Genomic DNA, 19,280 nt, shown 5'->3' with positions numbered 1-19,280 from the left:
CTTGCGCAAGTGCGCCTGAGATCATCACTTGGGCCCGTGCCAATCAATCGGACAGATTTCAGCGGACTTGCCGCCAAAATCCCAAACGCGCCCGTAGTCGCGCACTTTCGACTTGGTGCCGCGGGCCACGATGATGTCAGGACCCATCCAGTATTTTGAGTTTGAAACCATCACGGGATGTTCGGGGTCTTTGCCCGCCAGCATCTCGATCTCACCCTGAATCTTGCGGCCGATCATGATGCGGCGCTTGGTGCCGTCACGCTCGATCTGAACAGGCGCCCGTTCGGCCCCGATGATTTCGCTGACGAGCATGGTGAACAGACCGGTGGTACCGCCCGCCTGCCCGCTGAAGATTTGCAGCAGCCCGTTATAGGCTTTGCCGCTGGCGCGCTCATCTACGTAAGCCGCCACTTTCCACTGGCCTTCGCCCATCCGGCCGGGAATATCGACCAGCAGGCCGACGTTCAGACCCGACAGATCCTCGCCCTCGTAATGGCCCTCATCAACGACAATACCCATCCAGGCATGACAATGCCCTTCGGTCGGAGGGTGCGCGCCCAGTGAAACGACGCAGGGACAGAACACATCGCACGAGCAGTTCAGGATCAACTCCCCCTTGATGGCCCAGTCCGTCGGGCTCATCTCGCGACGTTTGGGATTGGGCATCCGGCTGTCGATACGCTGGCTGACGGGCAACCGGTCGGCATCCGGTTTTCTGTTCTTTGCCATTGGCTTATCCTCCGTAGTTAATAGGGTAAACGAGCAGGACAAGACCGCCCGCAATCAATACAAATCCCACCGGTCGGGTTACAGCATGACCGATCTGGGGAAGTTTCTCCAAAACCATGAATAGGGTCGCAAGACCCATCCACAAAAGGCTCATGACACCGCCCACAAAACCAAGCGCCATGAAACCCCAGCAGCATCCGACGCAGAAGGCACCAAGGTCCAGCCCCATGCGGACGCCGCCCGCAAATCCAGTTCTCCAATGGCCCAGGAAATAGGCCATAGGGGCGTGGCACACACCATGGCAGACCTCTTTGGCGCGCGAGAACTGAAACGCGCCAACTACGATCATCAACCCGCCCGCAACCCAGCCGGACCTGGCAATGCCCAGCATATCAATCACGCCACCAAACAGCAGGGCCCGCTGCGTTCCCGCGATCACAGCCGCAAACCCGACCCAAACCAACGAATACCCTGCAAGTACACCCAGCCAACCGGCACGGGTGCCATTGGCACCGCGGATCAGGTCGTCATAGCTGCGCAGGGTTGGCACAAGTGTCGGCAGCATCATGGCCGCCATCATGATCGCCCACATCCAGAACAGCGTGCCAAACTCGGCCATCGGCATGTACATATCCATGCGCGGGTCCATCGCAGCCATCGCCTGCCCCATGGGCCCCGGACGACCAATCAGGTCAAGGTCCATGTCGCGGCCCATCGCGAACATGACCCACCACGCCCACAGGATCAGGACATAAAAGCCCAGCCACATTCCGCTGCGCAGCCAAGTACGACTCACTTCGGCCTCCCGACTCAACTCTCTTGCTTTTCAAATGTCAGACTTTTAAATGTCAGACAAATAAAAATTTGCTCAGGGTCTTCTGAACATGAAAACCGCGCCTCGGAAAACCGCCGACCTGTCTGCCCAGATTGCGCAAGCCATCCGGGACGCGATTGTTTCAGGCGAGTTGATCGTGGATGCGCGCCTGCCCTCGGAAGCGGAACTTTCCGAGCAATTTCAGGTCTCGCGCCCAACGGTGCGTGAGGCTTTGAAACGACTGGCGGCGCAGTCCCTGATCCGCACGCAGCGTGGCGCTACCGGAGGTGCGTTCGTGAACCGCCTGAGTTTCGAAGATGCCTATTCGCAGCAGATCACAACCTCGACCCTGCTGCTGTCGATGAACGCGGTCAGCTTTGATACCGCCTGCGAAGCCCGCTATGCGCTGGAGCGCGCCTGTGCCCCCCTGTCTGCCCAAAGACGAACGGCGGATCAGCTTGCCACGATGCGGGCGGAAATCTTTCGCCAGTCCCAACCCGGCCTGACGGATGAGGCATTTTGTGCCTCAGACGTGACGTTCCACAGGGCCCTGGTGGACGGGGCCGACAACCCGGTCCTGTCCTATCAACTGGCTGGCGCGGTCGAGGCGATGCAGCCTTTGATGAACATGATTACCTTCACGGCACGTTCGCGCGAAGAAATCATCGCATTGCACACCAGAATTGCAGACGCGCTTGAGGCCAGAGACGCAGATACCGTCGACGCCGCGCTGGTCGATCTGGAACATTACACACAGCAACTGGCCCACGATGTGGCCGAACGCAAACGGAAACCGGCCTGAGGGCTTAAACGGAAACAACCTTTCAAAGGCAAAGGTACGAGCAGGCAGAATGTCATCCGGCGTCAAGACCGGAACTCTCAATATGAATTGAATGACAATGATTTACGGGAGGACGTTATGAACAAAAGACCGGACCCAACCTTTTATCCGTCAGCCAAGCTGGCAATGGAAGGCCCTGCTGAAACGCTTGCTTTCACGCTGATGCTCAGCCCCGATTTTTCGCAACCTGACGGGCTGGCAGTTGTGAATGTCGATCCATCCTCGGCCGATTTCGGGAAGATCGTGCATCAGGTGATCATGCCCGAAAAAGGCGACGAGTTTCACCATTTCGGTTGGAATGCCTGTTCCTCATCGCTGTCACCGCTCAGCGGTCATGCGTTTCTGGAACGTCGCTATCTGATCATCCCCGGTATCCGTTCCAGCCGGATATACATCATCGATGTAAAGAACCCGCTTGAGGCGAAGATTCACAAGATCATCGAACCCGAGGAAGTCTTTGATAAAACTGGGTATTCACGACCGCACACGATCCATTGCGGGCCGGAAGGCATCTATGTCAGCACGCTGGGCGGCGGCGGCGAGGACGGCACGGATGGTCCTCCGGGTATTTTCATCATGGATTGTGAAAGCTTCGAGATCATCGGGCGCTATGAGATCGAGCGCGGCGTGCAGGACAAGCATTATGATTTCTGGTGGAATCTGCCGCGCGATTACATGGTCAGTTCCGAATGGGGCCTTCCTCCACAATTTGAAAACGGGCTGGTGGCAGAGGATCTGCTTTCGAACAAATACGGTCATCGCATCCATTTCTGGAATCTGCGCAACCGGACCAATATTCAGACCATCGATCTGGGCGAAAACCACCAGATGGCGTTGGAAATCCGGCCCGCGCATGACCCGGTCAAACAATACGGGTTCTGCGGCGTTGTCGTTGATACCACCAACCTTCAAGGCGCAATCTTTACGTGGTGGCGCAATGACGACGGCACGTTCGAAGCCAAGAAAACGATCACCATCGACCCGCAACCCGCTGATCCAGATGATCTTCCTGATCTTCTCAAGGGGTTTGCCGCCGTACCACCACTGGTCACCGATATCGACCTGAGTCTGGATGACAAATACCTCTATGTCGCCTGCTGGGGCACCGGCGAGATGCATCAATATGATGTGTCCGATCCGATGAACCCGACCCTTGCCGGGAAGGTCGAAATCGGAGGGATTGTCAAAAAGACCAAACATCCGAACGGTCAGACTTTTGGCTATGGGCCGCAAATGGTCGAGATCAGCCGCGATGGTAAACGCGTCTATTGGACCAATTCGCTTTATTCCACGTGGGACGATCAGTTCTATCCCGAAGAAGGCGGCGCGGCCATGGTCAAGGCGGATGTGGGCGAGAATGGCGGGCTGGTTTTGGACCCGAAATTCTGGGTCGATTTCCCCAAAGGATATCGCAGCCACCAAATCCGGCTGGAGGGCGGAGATTGTTCAACCGACAGTTTCTGTTACCCCTCGGTCTGAATTGGAAACCCTGATGACATCAACGGCTGGCCTTTGGCTGGCCGTTGTTCTGAGCGGCGCGTATCACGGGCTGAACCCCGGGATGGGCTGGCCGCTGGCGGTTTCCTCTGCCCTGATGGAGCAGCGCCAATCCGCCCTGTGGCGCGCACTGGCGGCCTTGGCCGGTGGGCATTTCGTTGCCATGCTGGGTGTCCTTCTGCCCTTTGCGCTGATGGCCGTTCTGGTCGATTATCAAAAGGAAATCCGCATCTGGGCTGCGTTGATTGTCATCGCGATGGGGCTTTACATTGCAATCACCCGCCGCCATCCCCGTTTTCTGTCGCGTATACCACCCAGCAAACTGGCTCTGTGGTCGTTTCTCGTGGCTCTTGCGCACGGGGCCGCCCTTATGCTGGTTCCGATCTATCTGGGCCTGTGCCAGCTGGATGAACTGGATGCCGGTCATCAGGCGATTTCCAAAATCATGACAACAAACGGTCTGCTGGTTCTGGGAGTTGCGGCCTTGCATACCGCCGCCATGGTTCTGGGCGGAGGGTTTCTGGCCTTCGCCGTTTATCGTTGGCTGGGGCTGCGTTTCCTGTCCCGCAGCTGGTTCAACCTTGAACTCATCTGGGCGCTGAGCCTTGTTTTGGTTGGTCTTTTGGGGCTGTGGTCGGCGGTTTGATCGCTTTCCTTTGAGCCGGAACACACTGTCCTTGGGCGTAATCAATGCCGGTGCCGCGCTAGACCAGTTCCTGCCATTGGCGCTGGATAACCCGCCTTTCTTGAAGGCAGCTACTTTCGGTGGAATCGAACGGGTGCTGGTGATATGGTTGATCGCTGGAAACTTCAATAGGGTCACGTAACGCTCTGTAATTAAAGACAACAAAGATGTGCAATCCGGGTTTGCATCCGCCGCTCACCTCACCTATATATGAGATGTCCTTCGGGACTATGGACATAAACGCGCTCGTAATAAGCGGATCGGACCCGGGGGCGGTACCCGGCGGCTCCACCAAAATCCTTCGTTTGAGGATCATGGGGCCGAAACAGGATCGACGAACGTCTAAAGGGGTAAGCTTTGTCTCGGCTGTCTGCCACCGTTACCGGCGAAAACAGTACAATTGCAAACGACAATCGTGCTCCGGTTGCAGTTGCTGCGTAAGCAGTAACAAGACCGAAACTTAAGTCCTTGCGCCTAGCCGCGTAAGGCGGGGTTCGCAGGTACCTGGCAACAGAAACCTGCACTTCCCCCCAATATGTCTGATATTTATGCCGCCTTTGCGCAGATTCAGAGTTTGTTCATTCCTTTTTGCCATCGTGTTCGCAGTTGGACAGGAGCGTTGGGATGACGAATTCAGAGATACTCAGATCCTGGTATTCTGAGGTTTGGGAAAACGGAAACACCGAGGCGATCGATCAGTTCTTTGCACCCGAAACCATGGCCGAGGGGCTGATCCCCGAAATGCAGGTGGGTGCGGACGATTTTCGGGACCTCGTCACGGCGTTTCGTCATGTCTTAGGGGATATCAAGGTGGATTTGCCCAAGATCATCGAGAATGGCGATTGGGTATCCGCAATCCTGCATGTGCAGACGTGCCGGGCCGATAACGGTGCCCCTTTGGAGGTGACCGGTCAGGTCATGGCCCGGTTCAAAGACAATAAGATGGTCGAAGCGTATAATCATTTCGATTTCATCTCGTTTTTTGAAGAGATGGGTCAGTTTCCCGCCGATACCCTTCCCGTGTGCATGACCGGTCAGCGGCTCGACTGGTCCTGACGGTTCAAACCGCAATCTTGACCCCCTATGTTCTTGCGCGGTAGCACTGACTCAGGGGGTCAGCTTGCGAACACCCCGTGAGGCGTCAGCCCAAGCTTCGCATGGATCCGAATGACTAAAGGAGACATGCTATGGCTGCTCTTAACGCCATTACACCGACCCAATTGAGCCGGTTAATCGGAACGCCTCAGGCGCCTGTTCTGATCGATATACGCACTGATGCGGATTTCAGTAAGGATCCGCGGCTGATTCCGGGATCAATTCGCTGTCCGCACACGGAAATCGACGCGATGAGTCGTCTGATTGGTAACGACCCTTGTGTAATAATCTGCCACAAGGGCAAAAAGCTCAGTCAGGGGGTAGCGTCCTGGCTACGAGGGGCGGGCAAAAACGCCGAACATCTGGAAGGTGGGTTTGAAGGGTGGCACGAACAGCGTGAGGCGCCGTTGATCCCCCAGTCGGTATTACCGGCGCGCGTTAATGGCAGCACATTGTGGGTTACGCGCCAAAGACCCAAAATTGACCGCATCGCCTGCCCCTGGCTGATCCGCCGGTTTGTTGACCGCAAGGCACGGTTCCTTTTCGTCGCGTCGGAAGAAGTTCAGGGAGTCGTTGATCATTTTGATGCCACCCCCTTTGACGTTCCGAGTACATTTTGGACGCATCAGGACAGCGGCTGCACATTTGACACGATGATCCGGGCATTTGACCTGCGAACCGAGGCGCTTGAGCGTATGGCCCGGATCATTCGCGCTGCGGATACCGACCAGCATGATCTGGCCCCGGAAGCCGCTGGGTTGCTGGCGTTCTCGGTAGGTTTGTCCCGCCAGTATCGCGATGACCATGCTCAACTTGAAGCCGGATTGCACCTTTATGATGCTCTGTTCCGCTGGGCACGCGACGGGTTTGATGAAAAGCATGACTGGCCATCGGGTCATGGCGCATGAGACCTTCGGCACTGGACCTTTTCAAGGTATTCGGACGGATCGGCCTGTTGTCATTTGGCGGCCCCGCCGCCCAGATCTCGCTGATGCATCAAGAACTGGTCGAGCGCAGGCCCTGGCTGGATGAACAGACCTATCTGCGCGCGCTTTCCTTGTGCATGTTGCTGCCCGGTCCAGAGGCAATGCAATTGGCAACCTATGCTGGCTGGCGCTTGCGCGGTGTCGTGGGCGGGCTGATTGCGGGCAGCCTGTTCGTTTTGCCAGGGGCGTTTGTGATTGCTGTTCTAGTCGCGCTTTATTCAGCATTTGGCGACGTTCCACTGGTGCAATCCGCATTTACCGGCATCAAGGCGACCGTCATCGTGATCGTCCTGCAAGCCCTGCGCAAGCTGTCAGGTAAGGCGCTGACGGATATGGAACATCGTGTCATCGCGGGCCTGTCGTTTCTGTCGATCTTTCTGTTCAACCTGCCCTTCCCGCTGATCATTCTGATCGCGGCCCTGTGGGGGTATTTGCGTCATCAAGGACCCGCTGAGGCAGCCACGGCTCAGGACACGCCGCACCTTGCCCGCTCGGCCCGGACGATAGCGATCTGGTTGCCGCTTTGGCTCGGGCCGCTTGTTGCATTGACACTCAGCGGGCATCAATTGCTCAGCGATTTGGGGTGGTTCTTTGCCCGTCTGGCCGTTGTGACCTTTGGTGGTGCCTATGCCGTTCTGGCCTATATGTCGCAAACCGTTGTGGATCGGTACCACTGGATCAGTGCAGACCAGATGATCGACGGATTGGGGCTGGCGGAAACCACCCCCGGACCATTGATACTGGTTACGCAGTTCGTCGCCATGCTGGCGGGGCAGATCAACGGTGGATTCTCACTGGCGCTTGCTGCGGGCGCTGTCGCACTATGGGCAACGTTCGTGCCCTGCTTTTTGTGGATTTTCCTGACGGCCCCCTATCTTGACCGTCTGGCCACGCGTCCGCGCCTGTCTGCCGCCCTTCACGGCATCACCGCCGCTGTTGTCGGAGTGATTCTCAACCTTTCCGTGTGGTTTGCCCTGAATGTTCTTTTCGAATCGGTGCCAGATATGAATTTGGGTCCGGCGGCAATACCCGTGCCCCGACTGTCCTCGCTCGATATCCCGGCGCTTGCGTTAACCTTTATTGCTGGAATATTGATATTTAGACTAAAATTGGGGATCGGTACGGTGCTGGTTCTGATGTCAATGGCAGGGCTGGCTGCGCATAATATCTGATCAATCCGATCATACCTGCCCTTTCGTTTCCGAACAAAACCCCTATGCTGAGCTTAACCACTTTTGAGGATGACACATGTCGCAAGGCATCGACTATGGCAACCTGATGCACACCGCCATGCGCGGGCTTATCAAGACTGTGCTGACGGATGTATCGAAATCCGGTCTGCCCGGAGCGCATCACTTTTTCATTACCTTCGACACACGCGAAGATGGCGTGGACATCGCGGATTGGCTGCGCGACCGGTATCCGGAAGAAATGACAATCGTCATGCAGCACTGGTTTGAAAACCTCGAAGTCGGAGAGAACGGGTTCGCCATTACTCTCAATTTCGGGGACGCGCCGGAACCGCTCTATATTCCTTATGGCGCGATCAAGACCTTTGTCGATCCATCGGTGGAATTTGGACTGCGGTTCGAAAGCCCGGACGACGAAGATGATGACGATTATGTTGCAGATGACTTGATCGAGGTCGAAGAGGAAGAAGAGGCACATCACGACGCCGATGTCGTGTCGCTGGACAGCTTCCGCAAATAAGCCTTTGAGCCTCGCCCGGCGCGGGGTTCAGCGTTTCATCAGAAATGTTTCGACTGATCGGGATTTCTGGCCGTCTATGAAGCGTGAAAATGACAGGTTCAGCCCGTCTTCGGCTAGTGTTCGGTCGAACTGCTGCAATTCATATCCGCCGTCCACGTCGATGAACAACGAAAACACGGTCAGTGTGTCGCCAACGATACGTCCCCATACGAAGGGTTCACCTTTCATCGGGTCCAGCGGAACCTCATGACCGAACACATTGCGTTTCATCGCGGCCGAGAACACATCCGGGCGGTCCGAGGGCACGAAGTCAATCGAGAACTGCTGTTCTTTTACCCGCCCGTCTAGCTTGTAGGTGGTGGTTTGCCAGCTGACGTTGAACCCGTTTTTGGTCTCGAAAATTGAAACGCTCATATCCCGCGGGGTTGAGGTTCCGTCCGCATCCACGACATTTGCCGAGCCCACATAATCCCCCAGGAACGGGGTAATGTCCGCGGCGCGCGCAGATGCGCCCAAAACGGACAGCCACAAAGCACAGACAGCAAATAACACGATCGCTTTTTCAAGCGTAATGCGATGGAAATTCGACATCTTGTCCTCCAAGGCGGCTACTAACCTATTGTAGCTGAGAGGGGGCCGCGCACAATGGCACATTCCCCGACGATAACAATAAAAGTGACGCACCCCGCGCCTATACCTTTGACGCCCTTGGGTTTAAGGTGCGCGCAACTGGCCGATTGCGTCACGGCTTAGCTGCGGCTAAACGGCATACAACAGCATACCAGACGGAGTGACAGATGTCTCAGACCCGCACCGAATCCGACAGCTTTGGCCCGCTCGAGGTTCCTGCCGACAAGTATTGGGGGGCGCAAACGCAGCGTTCGATCATGAACTTTCCGATCGGTTGGGAAAAACAACCCATTGCCATTGTGCGTGCGCTGGGCGTGATCAAGCAAGCCTGCGCGATGGAGAACAAGGCAACCGGCAAGCTGGATGCCAGAATTGCCGATGCCATCATTCAGGCTGCGGGTGAGGTGATCGACGGCCAGTTTGACGACAACTTTCCGCTGGTCGTCTGGCAGACGGGTTCCGGCACCCAGTCGAACATGAACTCGAACGAGGTCATCGCGAACCGCGCCATCGAAATTCTGGGCGGTGTCATCGGTTCAAAAGACCCCGTGCATCCGAACGATCACTGCAACATGGGTCAGTCGTCGAATGACACCTTTCCAACTGCGATGCACATTGCCACGGCGATGAGTGTTCGTGACGTCCTTCTGCCCGGGCTTGAAAAGCTGGCCTCTGGTCTTGAGCAGAAGGCTGATGAGTTCAAGGACATCATCAAGATTGGCCGGACCCATACACAGGATGCAACGCCTCTGACACTGGGGCAGGAATTCAGCGGTTATGCCCACCAGATCCGTCAGGGGATTGCACGCGTTCACGCAGCGCTTCCCGGCATCTATGAGCTGGCGCAGGGCGGCACTGCCGTAGGCACCGGCCTGAACACCCAAAACGGTTGGAGCGAAGCTGTGGCGGGCCATATGGCGCAGATCACCGGCTTGCCCTTTGTGACCGCGCCAAACAAGTTCGAAGCGCTGGCTGCTCATGACGCCATGGTCTTTATGTCCGGGGCTTTGGCGACCATCGCGGGCAGCTGCTATAAGATCGCCAACGACATCCGTTTCCTGGGCTCTGGCCCGCGTTCGGGGCTTGGCGAACTGATCCTGCCCGAGAACGAGCCCGGCTCGTCCATCATGCCCGGCAAGGTGAACCCGACCCAGGCCGAGGCGCTGACACAGGTTGCTGCGCATGTAATGGGCAACAACGCCGCGATGAATTTTGCAGGCAGTCAGGGCCATTTCGAGCTGAACGTCTATAACCCGATGATGTCCTACAACCTGTTGCAATCGATCCAGCTGCTGGGCGACGCCGCCGACAGCTTTACCGAGCGGATGTTGCTGGGCATCAAGGCCAATGAGCCGCGCATCGACAAGCTGATGAAGGAATCGCTGATGCTGGTGACGGCGCTGGCCCCGACCATCGGCTATGACAATGCCACCACGGTCGCCAAGACCGCGCATAAGAACGGCACAACCCTCAAGGAAGAAGCCATTGCGCTGGGGTTTGTGGACGAGGCAACCTTTGATGCCGTTGTACGCCCCGAACAGATGATCGGCCCGAAAGACTAATGGGCAAGCCGGTCAACCTGAACCGGTATCGAAAAGAAAAGGCGCGGGCCGAGAAGAAGGCCCGCGCAGATGAGAATGCCGTCGCCTTTGGGCGCACCAAGTCCGAGAAAGCAATCGTCAGGCTTCAGCAGGACAAGCAGAAGCGTGAACTCGACAATCACGAGCTGGATGAATGAGCGGTCGCCCGGTAAAACGTTCATTGACCCTCAAGGGCCACCGGACATCTGTCTCGCTTGAAGATGAATTCTGGCGCGCATTTCGCGACATTGCGAAAGAAAAAGATCAGCCAATCAATGCACTGGCCGCGCAAATTGATGTTGACCGCGACCCGGAAACCGGATTGGCCTCGGCTATTCGCGTGTTTATTCTGAACTGGTACCGAGACAAGGTTTAACACTTGTCAGATCTTGGTCGTTGGGTGTAACGTCCCCGAGGAACAAAAGGGGTACATTCATGAGCAACACAGTATTGGGGCCAGACGGTCAACCTCGGTGTTCCTGGTGCCAGGCCGCGCCGGAATTCTTTGACTATCATGACAACGAATGGGGCTTTCCGGTCTCGGATGATCAGCGGTTATTCGAGAAACTGTGCCTGGAAAGTTTTCAGTCGGGTCTTAGCTGGCGCACGATCCTGAACAAGCGCGAGAATTTCGGAGAAGCGTTTTACGGTTTTGATTTCAACAAGATGGCCGAATTCTCTGAAGTTGATGTTGAACGTCTGCTGCAAAATGATGGGATCATTCGCCACCGGGGCAAGATCGAGGCGGTGATCAATAACGCCCGCCGCGCGCAGGAGCTGGTGGCGTCTGAAGGATCGCTGGCTGCTTATGTCTGGCGGTATGAGGCGGAAACGCCGCCGCCCCCGCAATCGGCATCCACATCGCCCGAGTCGGTGGCGATGTCGAAGGACCTCAAGAAACGGGGCTGGAAGTTTGTTGGCCCCACGACGGTGTTTGCGTTCATGCAGGCCATGGGACTGGTCAATGACCATGCCGAGGGCTGTATCAGCAGAAAAAAAGCGGCGCAGTTGCGCCGCTCTTTCACGAAACCCGTCTGAGGATCAGACAGAGGCTTTGAAAATCTTGTCGATATTGCCGCCCAAAGCGGCGTTGAATTCGGCGTCTGACTGCTGTTTCGAGAGACCTTCGGTCAGTGCGCGAGAGAAAGACGCGATCATTTTGCCGTTTTGACCCAGCAGGTTACAGGCCTCTTCGGTCGAATACCCGCCTGACAGTGCGACAACGCGCAGAACGCGCGGATGGTCGGCCAGTTCGTCATACAGGTTTGCCTGTGTCGGGATCGTCAGCTTCAGCATGACCTCCTGCCCTTCGACCAGCTGGTCGAGGTTCTTCAGGATTTCAGCTTTCAGAATCTCCTCGGCCTCGGCCTTGGTTTCTGAATGAATGTTGACCTCCGGCTCGACGATTGGAACCATCCCGGCTTCAGTCACTTCACGGGCTACGTCGAATTGCTGGGCGACCACGGCCGCGATGCCTTCGGCATTAGCCTCGTGGATGACCGAACGTTCCTTGGTGCCGAATACGCCTTCTGCCTTTGCCAGCGTGTCGGCCAGACCGGGGATCGGCTTCATCAGCTGAACGCCGTTGGCCTGATCCTCGAGGCCCTTGTCGATTTTCAGAAAAGGCACGATGCCTTTGACCGACCAAAGGTAATCTGCGACCTTGCGGCCCTCGATCTCTTCCCCGAGGGTGCGTTCGAACAGGATCGCACCGATGACTTTGTCCTTGGTGAAGTCATTTGCCAGAATGATCCGCGCGCGCATCTTTTGTATTTCACCGAACATCTCAGCGTCCGAACTGTAGGTCGACGCGTCAACGCCGTACAACGCCAAAGCTTTCGGGGTCGAGCCGCCGCTTTGATCCAATGCCGCGATAAAGCCTGCTCCGTTGATCATCTGCGCGCGCTGTTCTGCTTTGGCCATAGTGTTTTCCCGTTCAATGATGATTCCGATGTCTCCCCCCGCATACATCACAGTCAGGACCGATGGTAGTTTGTTAGCGCTCAATCAGCCGCAACCATATGCCATCCCTGGATCGAACGGTCAGGTGGGCCACCGGAACCGGCGTTTTGCCGCTGATTGTTTCGAATTTGAAATTTCGCACCAGCATCGACAGGATCAGCGGCCCTTCGACCATGGCAAACCCGGCCCCGGTACAAACGCGGGGACCTGCGGAGAACGGGATATATGCTTCGCGCTGGCATGTCTTGTCGTTTTCACTGTTCCAGCGAGTCGGGTCAAAGCTGTCGGGGTTGTCCCATAATCGTTCGTGACGGTGCAGGTGCCAAGGGCTGATGACGATTTGTGACCCGTTGGGAACGTCCCTGTTTCGGAAACGGTGTGGGCCCGTGGCCTCTCGCACCATCATGGGAACCGGTGGGTAAAGGCGCAGTGCCTCGCGAAACACGTCGCGGCTGATCTTGAGTTTGGAAACCGAGGCAAATGTCGGATCGTCCAGAGTGGCAGCTTCGTCAGCAATCCTTTCCTGCCATTCGGGATAAATTGCCAGCAGATAAACTGTCCACGCCAGAGCCGATGCGCTGGTCTCATGGCCTGCCAGAAAGAAGATCGCAACCTGATCAACCATCTCCTCGGGCCCGAAAAACTGGCCGGTTTCAGGATCAGCGGTCGTCATGATCTTGGTTGCCAGATCATCGGGGGCGGTTCCGGCCTTGATCGCCTCAGCCCGCTCATGGGTCAGGTCAGTGATCAGGTTACGAATGTCTTCGGCGTTTTTCCGTGTCGTCCGGGAGTGAAACCGAGGCATCCATTTGGGCAGCGGAACGAAGGCTGCAAGGTTCAGCAGAGGTTGTTCGCGCTGGTAGTTGCGGAACTTTTCAAACACCTTGCTGGCTATGGCGTGGTCAATTGGCACCGAAAACAAGGTGCGAAAAATCACATCCGCTGCGGCGTGGCTTGTTTGTTCTTCGACTTCGATCTGTTTGCCGACATGGGGCCGCAACCGCTCAACACATGCGTCTGCCGCGGCCAGCATGGCGGGAAACGTGTCTTTCAGCCGCCCGCCCTCAAATGCCGGGTCAATGATGCGCCGCTGACGTTTCCACGTCTCTCCATTGGTTAGAAACACCGAATTTCCAAGCAAGGGGCGCAGGCCTTCGCTGATCCGGCCCGATTTAGGGAAATCTTCGGGGCGTTTCCTGAGGACGGTGTCAATCAGGTCCGGTTGATTGATCAGGAAAGATCGAAAGAAGGGTGTCCTGAATTCGGCCATCCACGCGCGATAAAGGCGCGCTGGCTGCGCAGACAGCAGATCCTGACGAAACAGTTTCAGATAGCGCAGTAGGGAAACCTTGTCTGCGCGTGGCTGGGGCTTGGGCGGGGTCATGGGCGCACCGACGTGTATTTGGACACTGGCGTCTCAATCCGGCTGCGCGAAGGTGTGCGCCCAAGGAACCGCTGCTTTAGCGTCAAAGGGCCTGCCGTTATCCGAAAATAGTCGTACAGACCCGGCTTATCGAAGGCGCAAAGGTACTGAAAATGCAGCCGGAAAAACCGCCAGCGCAAGGCTTTCCAACGTTCAGGTAACAGGGTTTGGGTAAAGGCCGCCGACAGGACAAGCGGCCAGCGTTTCTCTGGTCCGGCCACCCCTGTAACGGCCACCGGATCACACAGCGCAAATGCACAGCCATCCCCGGGGGCCGAGACATCGACCCACGTGATGTCTGAACTGGAGGACAGGAATTGAAGGTCGGACCGAAGGCCATGCGCATTTGGCAGAAAGGATACCATAGGCATCACCTGCCCCAGGCTTAGGAACGACAACTCTGCCCCCTGTTTCGGCACAGCCCTGTCGCGGATCAGGTCGGCCAGAACAGACACCCCCATATGCGCGCCCGAACTGTGGCCCACGACCAGTACCTCATCCACACCGGATATCAGAGCGGCTTCAATCGCCTTGCGGAATACGGCCAGTCTGTCCTTCAGTTTAAGCGGAGTTTCCCCCTTCAGCTGCGCGGAATAGGCGTAATCATGCATCAGGTAATAGGCAAACAGCCGGTTGTCGATCTTGCGGAACCACAGCATCAGCGCAACCGCAACGGCGATACCCGGAAACAGACCCCACCAGCCAGCCATCGCCACACATGCCCACACGACTGCAAACGCAACCAGCAGCTGAGACACCAACATCGCCACCGGATAGAGCGCCGCAATCACCGGGCCCTTGCGCAACCGCATCAGGCGCCACAAAGCGCCGGTCGAAATGTATATCCACGCCGTGTGGGCCAACTGCGCGTAGGTTGCAGGGATCGACGCGGACATGCTGTCGCGCACGATGTCTGACCAGACCAGAACTTCGATTTCTGTCTCAACAGACGCACCGTCCTGCAATGATGTCACGGACCAGCCGAACAGACCTTTTGCGGACTTGGGGGCCATGGCGATCTCATATCCCGAGATCCGGGCCTGCGCCTGCGACTCGGTTCGGTAAAGCTCGCGATATCGTCGCGGCGGCATCGGGTCATAACCGGGGATGTAGAACACCCGGCGTTTGCGAACCTGTGACTGATTTCTCTGACTGCTCATGCCTTTACCTTCTGCCGCGCAGGTTAACGCAGGCTTTAGGTCAAGGTAAGGGGGGCAGACGCTCAGCCGAAATTCGCAAGCGCCGGGAAGGTTTCAAGCAACCACCAGCTGAAGCGGGTGAACAGGCCTGTGATCAGCATGATGCCCACGAACAGCAGCAGCCCTCCCATGACCTTTTCGATCACGCCCATATAGGGCTTGATCCGGTTCATCACGGTCATAGAGCGGTTGAGAAACATGGCTGCCAGCAGAAACGGAATACCCAATCCGGCTGCATAAACACCCAGCAACAGCGTGCCGCGCGCCACCGAGGCCTCGGTTGCCGCAAGGGACAGGATCGCGCCCAGCTGGGGGCCGATACAGGGCGTCCAGCCGAAAGCAAAGGCCAACCCAAGAATATAAGCACCAAAGACCGAGCCACCGGAATCGCCGGTTTCGATCCGCGCTTCGCGGTCCAGAAAGGGGATGCGGAAGACATTCAGGAAATGCAGACCAAAGACAATGACAACGGCACCGGACAGTTTGGCAAAAAGAACCTGATTTTGCAGCACGAACACTCCAAAGGCAGATGCGGTAAATCCCAACAGCAGAAAAACCGTCGACAGGCCCAGCACAAAGAACAGCGCTGACATGGTTGCCTTGCGCCGGGCGCGGGCCTCATCCTGCATTTCGTTGATCGTGACGCCGCTCATATATGCCAGATAGGGCGGCACGATGGGCAGCACACAAGGCGACAGAAAGCTAATCAGGCCACCCAGCAGGGCAACAAACATGGCGGGCAGCAGCCCCGCGTCTATGATTTCTATTCCGAACATGTCTAAGCACATAAGTGATGAATGGCGGTCCGTCACGGGGCCAATGAGTCACATCCTCGTGCTTGGAATCTGGACAATATTACAACTTCGCCCTATCCCGAAAATCATGTCAGAGATTACAGATACGCTGGATGCGCTGGGCCTTCTTTGCCCCCTGCCCGTCCTCAAGGCCCGCAAACGGCTGAAATCCATGCCGCAAGGTTCTGTGTTGCGTGTACTGGCTGATGACCCGGCAGCCATCATCGATGTCCCGCATTTTTGCGCCGAAGCTGGCCACACATTGCTGTCTCAGGATTTGGATGGCGAACATCAGGTCTATCTGATCCGAAAAACCGACTGACTTTGTGATATAAAAAAGGCGGGCAAATCTGCCCGCCCTTTCATCAGTTGCCCAGCGACCACCATCCGCGCCGTTTGGGCCTGTCGGATTCTGGCTCAGGTTCATCTGCCACAGTTTCAAGCACCGGTTCAGGTTCTGCTGCCATGGGTGTTTCTTCCACGGGTGCGTCTTCGATCGGCTCATCGGCAGATTGAACTTCAGGTTCTTCCATCGCAACGACCGCTTCTGCTTGTGCGACTTCGTCAGTCTGCTCGGCTACGTCTTTTGCTTCCGGCGCAGCGTCAGCAGTCTCATCGGCTTCACTTTGCTCGGCGACAGCCGCCTCGGCAGGTTCGGCTTCTGCGTCTGAGGCCGCCTCTTCAACCGCCGGTGCATCGGCCCCGGCATCGGTGTCCGGTGCTTCCGACTGTTCCGCACCCTCTTCTGCTACCGCATCTTTCTTACGACGACGCGGAGCGCGCTTACGCTTGGGCTTGGCGGGTTTTTCCTCTTCCGTTGCTTCGGCTTCGGTTGTCTCGACAGCGGTTTCCGTTTCAGCGGATTCGCCTACGGCATCCTCCTGCTCTGACCCTTCGCCGTCATCCGCGCCCTGTTCCGCCGCGTCACCGTTGCCCGCGCCTTTCTTGCGACGACGACGGCGGCGCTTGCGCTTGGGTTTGGTATCATCTTCAATCGACGCGATATCCTCTTCGGCTTCCTCCTCTTCCGAAGAATCCACCAGATCCATCAGCGAGGCATCGACCGACACGACAGGAGCTGTCGCTTCGGGAACAATGCGGCTGGCGGTCTTGAATTTCTCCATCGAGAAATCCGGGCTGACCAGATGCACATCGCCTTCGATCCGTACAGACAGGCCATAGCGCGATTCGATCTGGGCAATATGCTCGCGCTTCTGGTTCATCAGGAAGTTCGCGATACTGACCGGGCAGCGCACCAGAACCTCGCGCGAGCGGCGGCGCGTGCCTTCTTCTTCGATCTGACGCAGGATCGACAGCGCCATGTTGTCGTCCGAACGGATCAGGCCGGTGCCATGGCATGCCGGGCATGGCTGCGTGGTCGCCTCGATCATACCCGGGCGCAGCCTCTGACGGCTCATCTCGAGCAGGCCAAAACCCGAAATCCGGCCGACCTGAATGCGGGCACGGTCGGTTTTCAGCTTGTCCTTAAGACGCTTTTCAACCGACGCATTGTTCTTGCGCTCGTCCATGTCGATGAAATCGATGACAATCAGACCGGCAAGGTCACGCAGACGCAACTGACGCGCTACTTCTTCCGCGGCTTCCAGATTGGTTTTCAGCGCCGTTTCCTCGATCGAGCCTTCTTTCGTGGCCCGGCCCGAGTTCACGTCGATTGCCACCAGCGCTTCGGTCACGCCGATCACGATATACCCGCCAGATTTCAGCTGAACGGTCGGGTTGAACATCCCCGCCAGATAGCTTTCCACCTGATAGCGCGCAAACAGCGGCAGCGCGTCCTCGTACCGTTTCACATTCTTGGCATGGGACGGCATGATCATCTTCATGAAGTCCTTGGCGATGCGGTATCCGCCCTCGCCCTCGACCAGAACCTCGTCGATATCGCGGTTATAAAGGTCCCGGATCGACCGTTTGATCAGATCGCCTTCTTCATAGATCTTCGCAGGTGCAATGGATTCCAGGGTCAATGCCCGGATCTGCTCCCACAGGCGTTGCAGGTATTCATAGTCGCGCTTGATTTCCGATTTTGTGCGCTTGGCGCCTGCAGTCCGGATAATCAAACCCGCCCCTGTCGGCACATCAATATCCGCCGCGATTTCTTTCAGCTTTTTGCGGTCAACCGCGTTGGTGATCTTGCGGCTGATCCCACCGCCACGCGCGGTGTTCGGCATCAAAACACAATAGCGACCTGCCAGCGACAGATAGGTCGTCAGGGCTGCCCCTTTGTTGCCGCGTTCTTCCTTGACGACCTGCACCAGCAGCACCTGGCGCACTTTGATCACTTCCTGAATCTTATACCGGCGTGGGCGTGGCTTGCGCTGAGGGCGGATGTCCTCGCTGTCGTCTTCCTCGGCTACGGTTTCAATCGTGTCATCTTTCGCGGCTGCGTCAGCGTGTTCCTCATCCGCATCGCCATCATCTGCGTCCGGGTCATCCTCAGACAATTCAGACGCTTCATCGCCATCGTCAGCGATTGAAGCATCCGCCGCGTCATCAGAATCCCCTGCTGCATCGTCTTGTGAAGACTCGACCGTTTCAGCCTGAGCCTCGTCTTCCGAAGCCGTTTCCTCAGCAGTGTCATCTGACACAGCTTCCGGCGCTTCGTTGTCCGCAGGCTCCTCAACAGGTGTTTCACCGACGATTTCCATAGGCGATGTCCCCTCGGGCACCTCCATGTCGGCATCGTCAAGGTCGATGGTTTCCATACCGGTCGGCTCGGTCGAAACTTCCATCGTTTCGACCAGATCGTCCGATTTAAGATCCGCGGCCTTTGATCGGGCGCGCGAACGCCGCTTTTTCGGCTTGCCCTCGTCGGCCTCATCCCGCGCCTTCATGGCCTCGGCATAGGCGCGATCTTCCTCCATCAGCGCCTCGCGGTCGGCGATGGGGATCTGGTAATAGTCCGGGTGAATTTCCGAAAACGCGAGGAAGCCGTGCCGGTTCCCGCCATAATCCACAAAGGCCGCCTGAAGCGACGGCTCAACCCGTGTTACTTTTGCAAGATAGATGTTGCCAGCAAGCTGGCGCTTGTTTTCGGATTCAAAATCGAACTCCTCGACCTTGTTTCCGTCGACCACCACGACGCGGGTTTCCTCCGCGTGGGTGGCATCGATAAGCATTTTCTTAGCCATGAGTCCTTGGTGCACCGCGCCAAACGCGTTGTCCTGACCCGTCCAGGTGGACAGGCACATTTGGGGAGGTGTCTTGTCAGGGCGATATCGGACGGCGCGCGGCAGGGTCTGGCGCTGTGGCCCCCTGCCCGGTCACTCAATCGTTGCGCGCGCGTCATCGCGGTTCTTCTCCGACAGGCGCGTTAG

At 57.1% G+C, this 19,280-nt stretch carries 20 protein-coding genes and 1 other RNA gene; 13 read left to right on the top strand and 8 right to left on the bottom strand.

The window, feature by feature from the left end; all coding sequences use genetic code 11:
• Positions 1–24: 24 nt before the first annotated feature.
• Both ACR0BK_RS01270 and ACR0BK_RS01265 read right to left on the bottom strand, forming a co-directional pair.
• On the bottom strand, positions 25–729 hold the full coding sequence (locus ACR0BK_RS01270; protein WP_480553439.1) for a DUF1326 domain-containing protein: 705 nt from the start codon (positions 727–729) through the stop codon (positions 25–27).
• A gap of 4 nt (positions 730–733) precedes the next feature.
• Positions 734–1,498, bottom strand: coding sequence for a DUF2182 domain-containing protein (locus ACR0BK_RS01265; protein ID WP_480517738.1), 765 nt, complete (start codon positions 1,496–1,498; stop codon positions 734–736).
• A gap of 115 nt (positions 1,499–1,613) precedes the next feature.
• Between ACR0BK_RS01265 and ACR0BK_RS01260 the strand changes: the two genes are divergently transcribed.
• From ACR0BK_RS01260 to ACR0BK_RS01225, 8 genes are all read left to right on the top strand, one after another.
• Positions 1,614–2,345 carry a FadR/GntR family transcriptional regulator gene (locus ACR0BK_RS01260; protein ID WP_480472647.1) on the top strand — a complete coding sequence of 244 codons (732 nt, stop codon included), beginning with the start codon at positions 1,614–1,616 and terminating at the stop codon, positions 2,343–2,345.
• Positions 2,346–2,462: 117 nt separating this feature from the next.
• Positions 2,463–3,863, top strand: coding sequence for a selenium-binding protein SBP56-related protein (locus ACR0BK_RS01255; RefSeq protein ID WP_480553438.1), 1,401 nt, complete (start codon positions 2,463–2,465; stop codon positions 3,861–3,863).
• Between the two features lie 13 nt (positions 3,864–3,876).
• On the top strand, positions 3,877–4,527 hold the full coding sequence (locus tag ACR0BK_RS01250; protein ID WP_480472643.1) for a hypothetical protein: 651 nt from the start codon (positions 3,877–3,879) through the stop codon (positions 4,525–4,527).
• 217 nt (positions 4,528–4,744) lie between these two features.
• Positions 4,745–5,091, top strand: a transfer-messenger RNA (tmRNA) gene (gene ssrA, locus ACR0BK_RS01245).
• A 99-nt stretch (positions 5,092–5,190) separates the two neighbouring features.
• On the top strand, positions 5,191–5,622 hold the full coding sequence (locus ACR0BK_RS01240; protein WP_480472641.1) for an ester cyclase: 432 nt from the start codon (positions 5,191–5,193) through the stop codon (positions 5,620–5,622).
• A 131-nt stretch (positions 5,623–5,753) separates the two neighbouring features.
• Positions 5,754–6,569, top strand: a complete 816-nt coding sequence (locus ACR0BK_RS01235) for a chromate resistance protein ChrB domain-containing protein (protein ID WP_480516947.1) — start codon at positions 5,754–5,756, stop codon at positions 6,567–6,569.
• Positions 6,566–7,819 carry a chromate efflux transporter gene (gene chrA / locus ACR0BK_RS01230; protein WP_480553436.1) on the top strand — a complete coding sequence of 418 codons (1,254 nt, stop codon included), beginning with the start codon at positions 6,566–6,568 and terminating at the stop codon, positions 7,817–7,819. The genes ACR0BK_RS01235 and chrA overlap by 4 nt, the downstream gene beginning before the upstream one ends.
• A gap of 76 nt (positions 7,820–7,895) precedes the next feature.
• Positions 7,896–8,357, top strand: coding sequence for an SspB family protein (locus ACR0BK_RS01225; RefSeq protein ID WP_480472635.1), 462 nt, complete (start codon positions 7,896–7,898; stop codon positions 8,355–8,357).
• Positions 8,358–8,384: 27 nt separating this feature from the next.
• Here ACR0BK_RS01225 and ACR0BK_RS01220 read toward each other — a convergent pair whose 3' ends face one another.
• Positions 8,385–8,948 carry a hypothetical protein gene (locus tag ACR0BK_RS01220; protein ID WP_480472633.1) on the bottom strand — a complete coding sequence of 188 codons (564 nt, stop codon included), beginning with the start codon at positions 8,946–8,948 and terminating at the stop codon, positions 8,385–8,387.
• A 206-nt stretch (positions 8,949–9,154) separates the two neighbouring features.
• Here ACR0BK_RS01220 and fumC point away from each other — a divergent pair, with 206 nt between their 5' ends.
• From fumC to ACR0BK_RS01200, 4 genes are read left to right on the top strand one after another with little or no spacing between them, the layout of a single operon-like run.
• Positions 9,155–10,549, top strand: coding sequence for a class II fumarate hydratase (fumC, locus tag ACR0BK_RS01215; RefSeq protein WP_480472631.1), 1,395 nt, complete (start codon positions 9,155–9,157; stop codon positions 10,547–10,549).
• On the top strand, positions 10,549–10,725 hold the full coding sequence (locus tag ACR0BK_RS01210) for a DUF4169 family protein (protein ID WP_480472629.1): 177 nt from the start codon (positions 10,549–10,551) through the stop codon (positions 10,723–10,725). Before fumC ends, ACR0BK_RS01210 begins: the two co-directional genes overlap by 1 nt.
• On the top strand, positions 10,722–10,943 hold the full coding sequence (locus ACR0BK_RS01205; protein ID WP_209504003.1) for a ribbon-helix-helix domain-containing protein: 222 nt from the start codon (positions 10,722–10,724) through the stop codon (positions 10,941–10,943). Before ACR0BK_RS01210 ends, ACR0BK_RS01205 begins: the two co-directional genes overlap by 4 nt.
• Positions 10,944–11,002: 59 nt before the next feature.
• A complete protein-coding gene (locus ACR0BK_RS01200; protein WP_480553435.1) occupies positions 11,003–11,605 on the top strand; it encodes a DNA-3-methyladenine glycosylase I in 603 nt (200 codons plus the stop codon).
• 3 nt (positions 11,606–11,608) lie between these two features.
• Here ACR0BK_RS01200 and ACR0BK_RS01195 read toward each other — a convergent pair whose 3' ends face one another.
• The 4 genes from ACR0BK_RS01195 to ACR0BK_RS01180 all read right to left on the bottom strand — a co-directional run bounded on the left by ACR0BK_RS01195 (position 11,609) and on the right by ACR0BK_RS01180 (position 15,927).
• On the bottom strand, positions 11,609–12,490 hold the full coding sequence (locus ACR0BK_RS01195) for a fructose bisphosphate aldolase (RefSeq protein WP_480493240.1): 882 nt from the start codon (positions 12,488–12,490) through the stop codon (positions 11,609–11,611).
• A 73-nt stretch (positions 12,491–12,563) separates the two neighbouring features.
• Entirely contained in the window at positions 12,564–13,913 is a 1,350-nt protein-coding gene (locus ACR0BK_RS01190; protein WP_480553433.1) for a cytochrome P450, read from the bottom strand.
• Positions 13,910–15,112 carry a hypothetical protein gene (locus ACR0BK_RS01185; protein WP_480516935.1) on the bottom strand — a complete coding sequence of 401 codons (1,203 nt, stop codon included), beginning with the start codon at positions 15,110–15,112 and terminating at the stop codon, positions 13,910–13,912. The genes ACR0BK_RS01190 and ACR0BK_RS01185 overlap by 4 nt, the downstream gene beginning before the upstream one ends.
• Before the next feature lie 62 nt (positions 15,113–15,174).
• Positions 15,175–15,927 (bottom strand): cytochrome c biogenesis CcdA family protein, encoded by a 753-nt coding sequence (locus tag ACR0BK_RS01180; protein ID WP_480493245.1) that lies wholly within the window; start codon positions 15,925–15,927, stop codon positions 15,175–15,177.
• 106 nt (positions 15,928–16,033) lie between these two features.
• On the opposite strand from ACR0BK_RS01180, the gene ACR0BK_RS01175 reads away from it, so the two are divergent.
• Entirely contained in the window at positions 16,034–16,267 is a 234-nt protein-coding gene (locus ACR0BK_RS01175; RefSeq protein WP_480472617.1) for a sulfurtransferase TusA family protein, read from the top strand.
• Between the two features lie 43 nt (positions 16,268–16,310).
• On the opposite strand, the gene ACR0BK_RS01170 is transcribed toward ACR0BK_RS01175, so the two are convergent.
• Positions 16,311–19,094, bottom strand: coding sequence for an Rne/Rng family ribonuclease (locus ACR0BK_RS01170; RefSeq protein ID WP_480553431.1), 2,784 nt, complete (start codon positions 19,092–19,094; stop codon positions 16,311–16,313).
• Between the last annotated feature and the right edge of the window lie 186 nt (positions 19,095–19,280).

It is taken from the genome of Ruegeria sp. AF1 (genome assembly GCF_056542125.1).
This window is presented reverse-complemented; position numbering and strand designations above follow the sequence as displayed.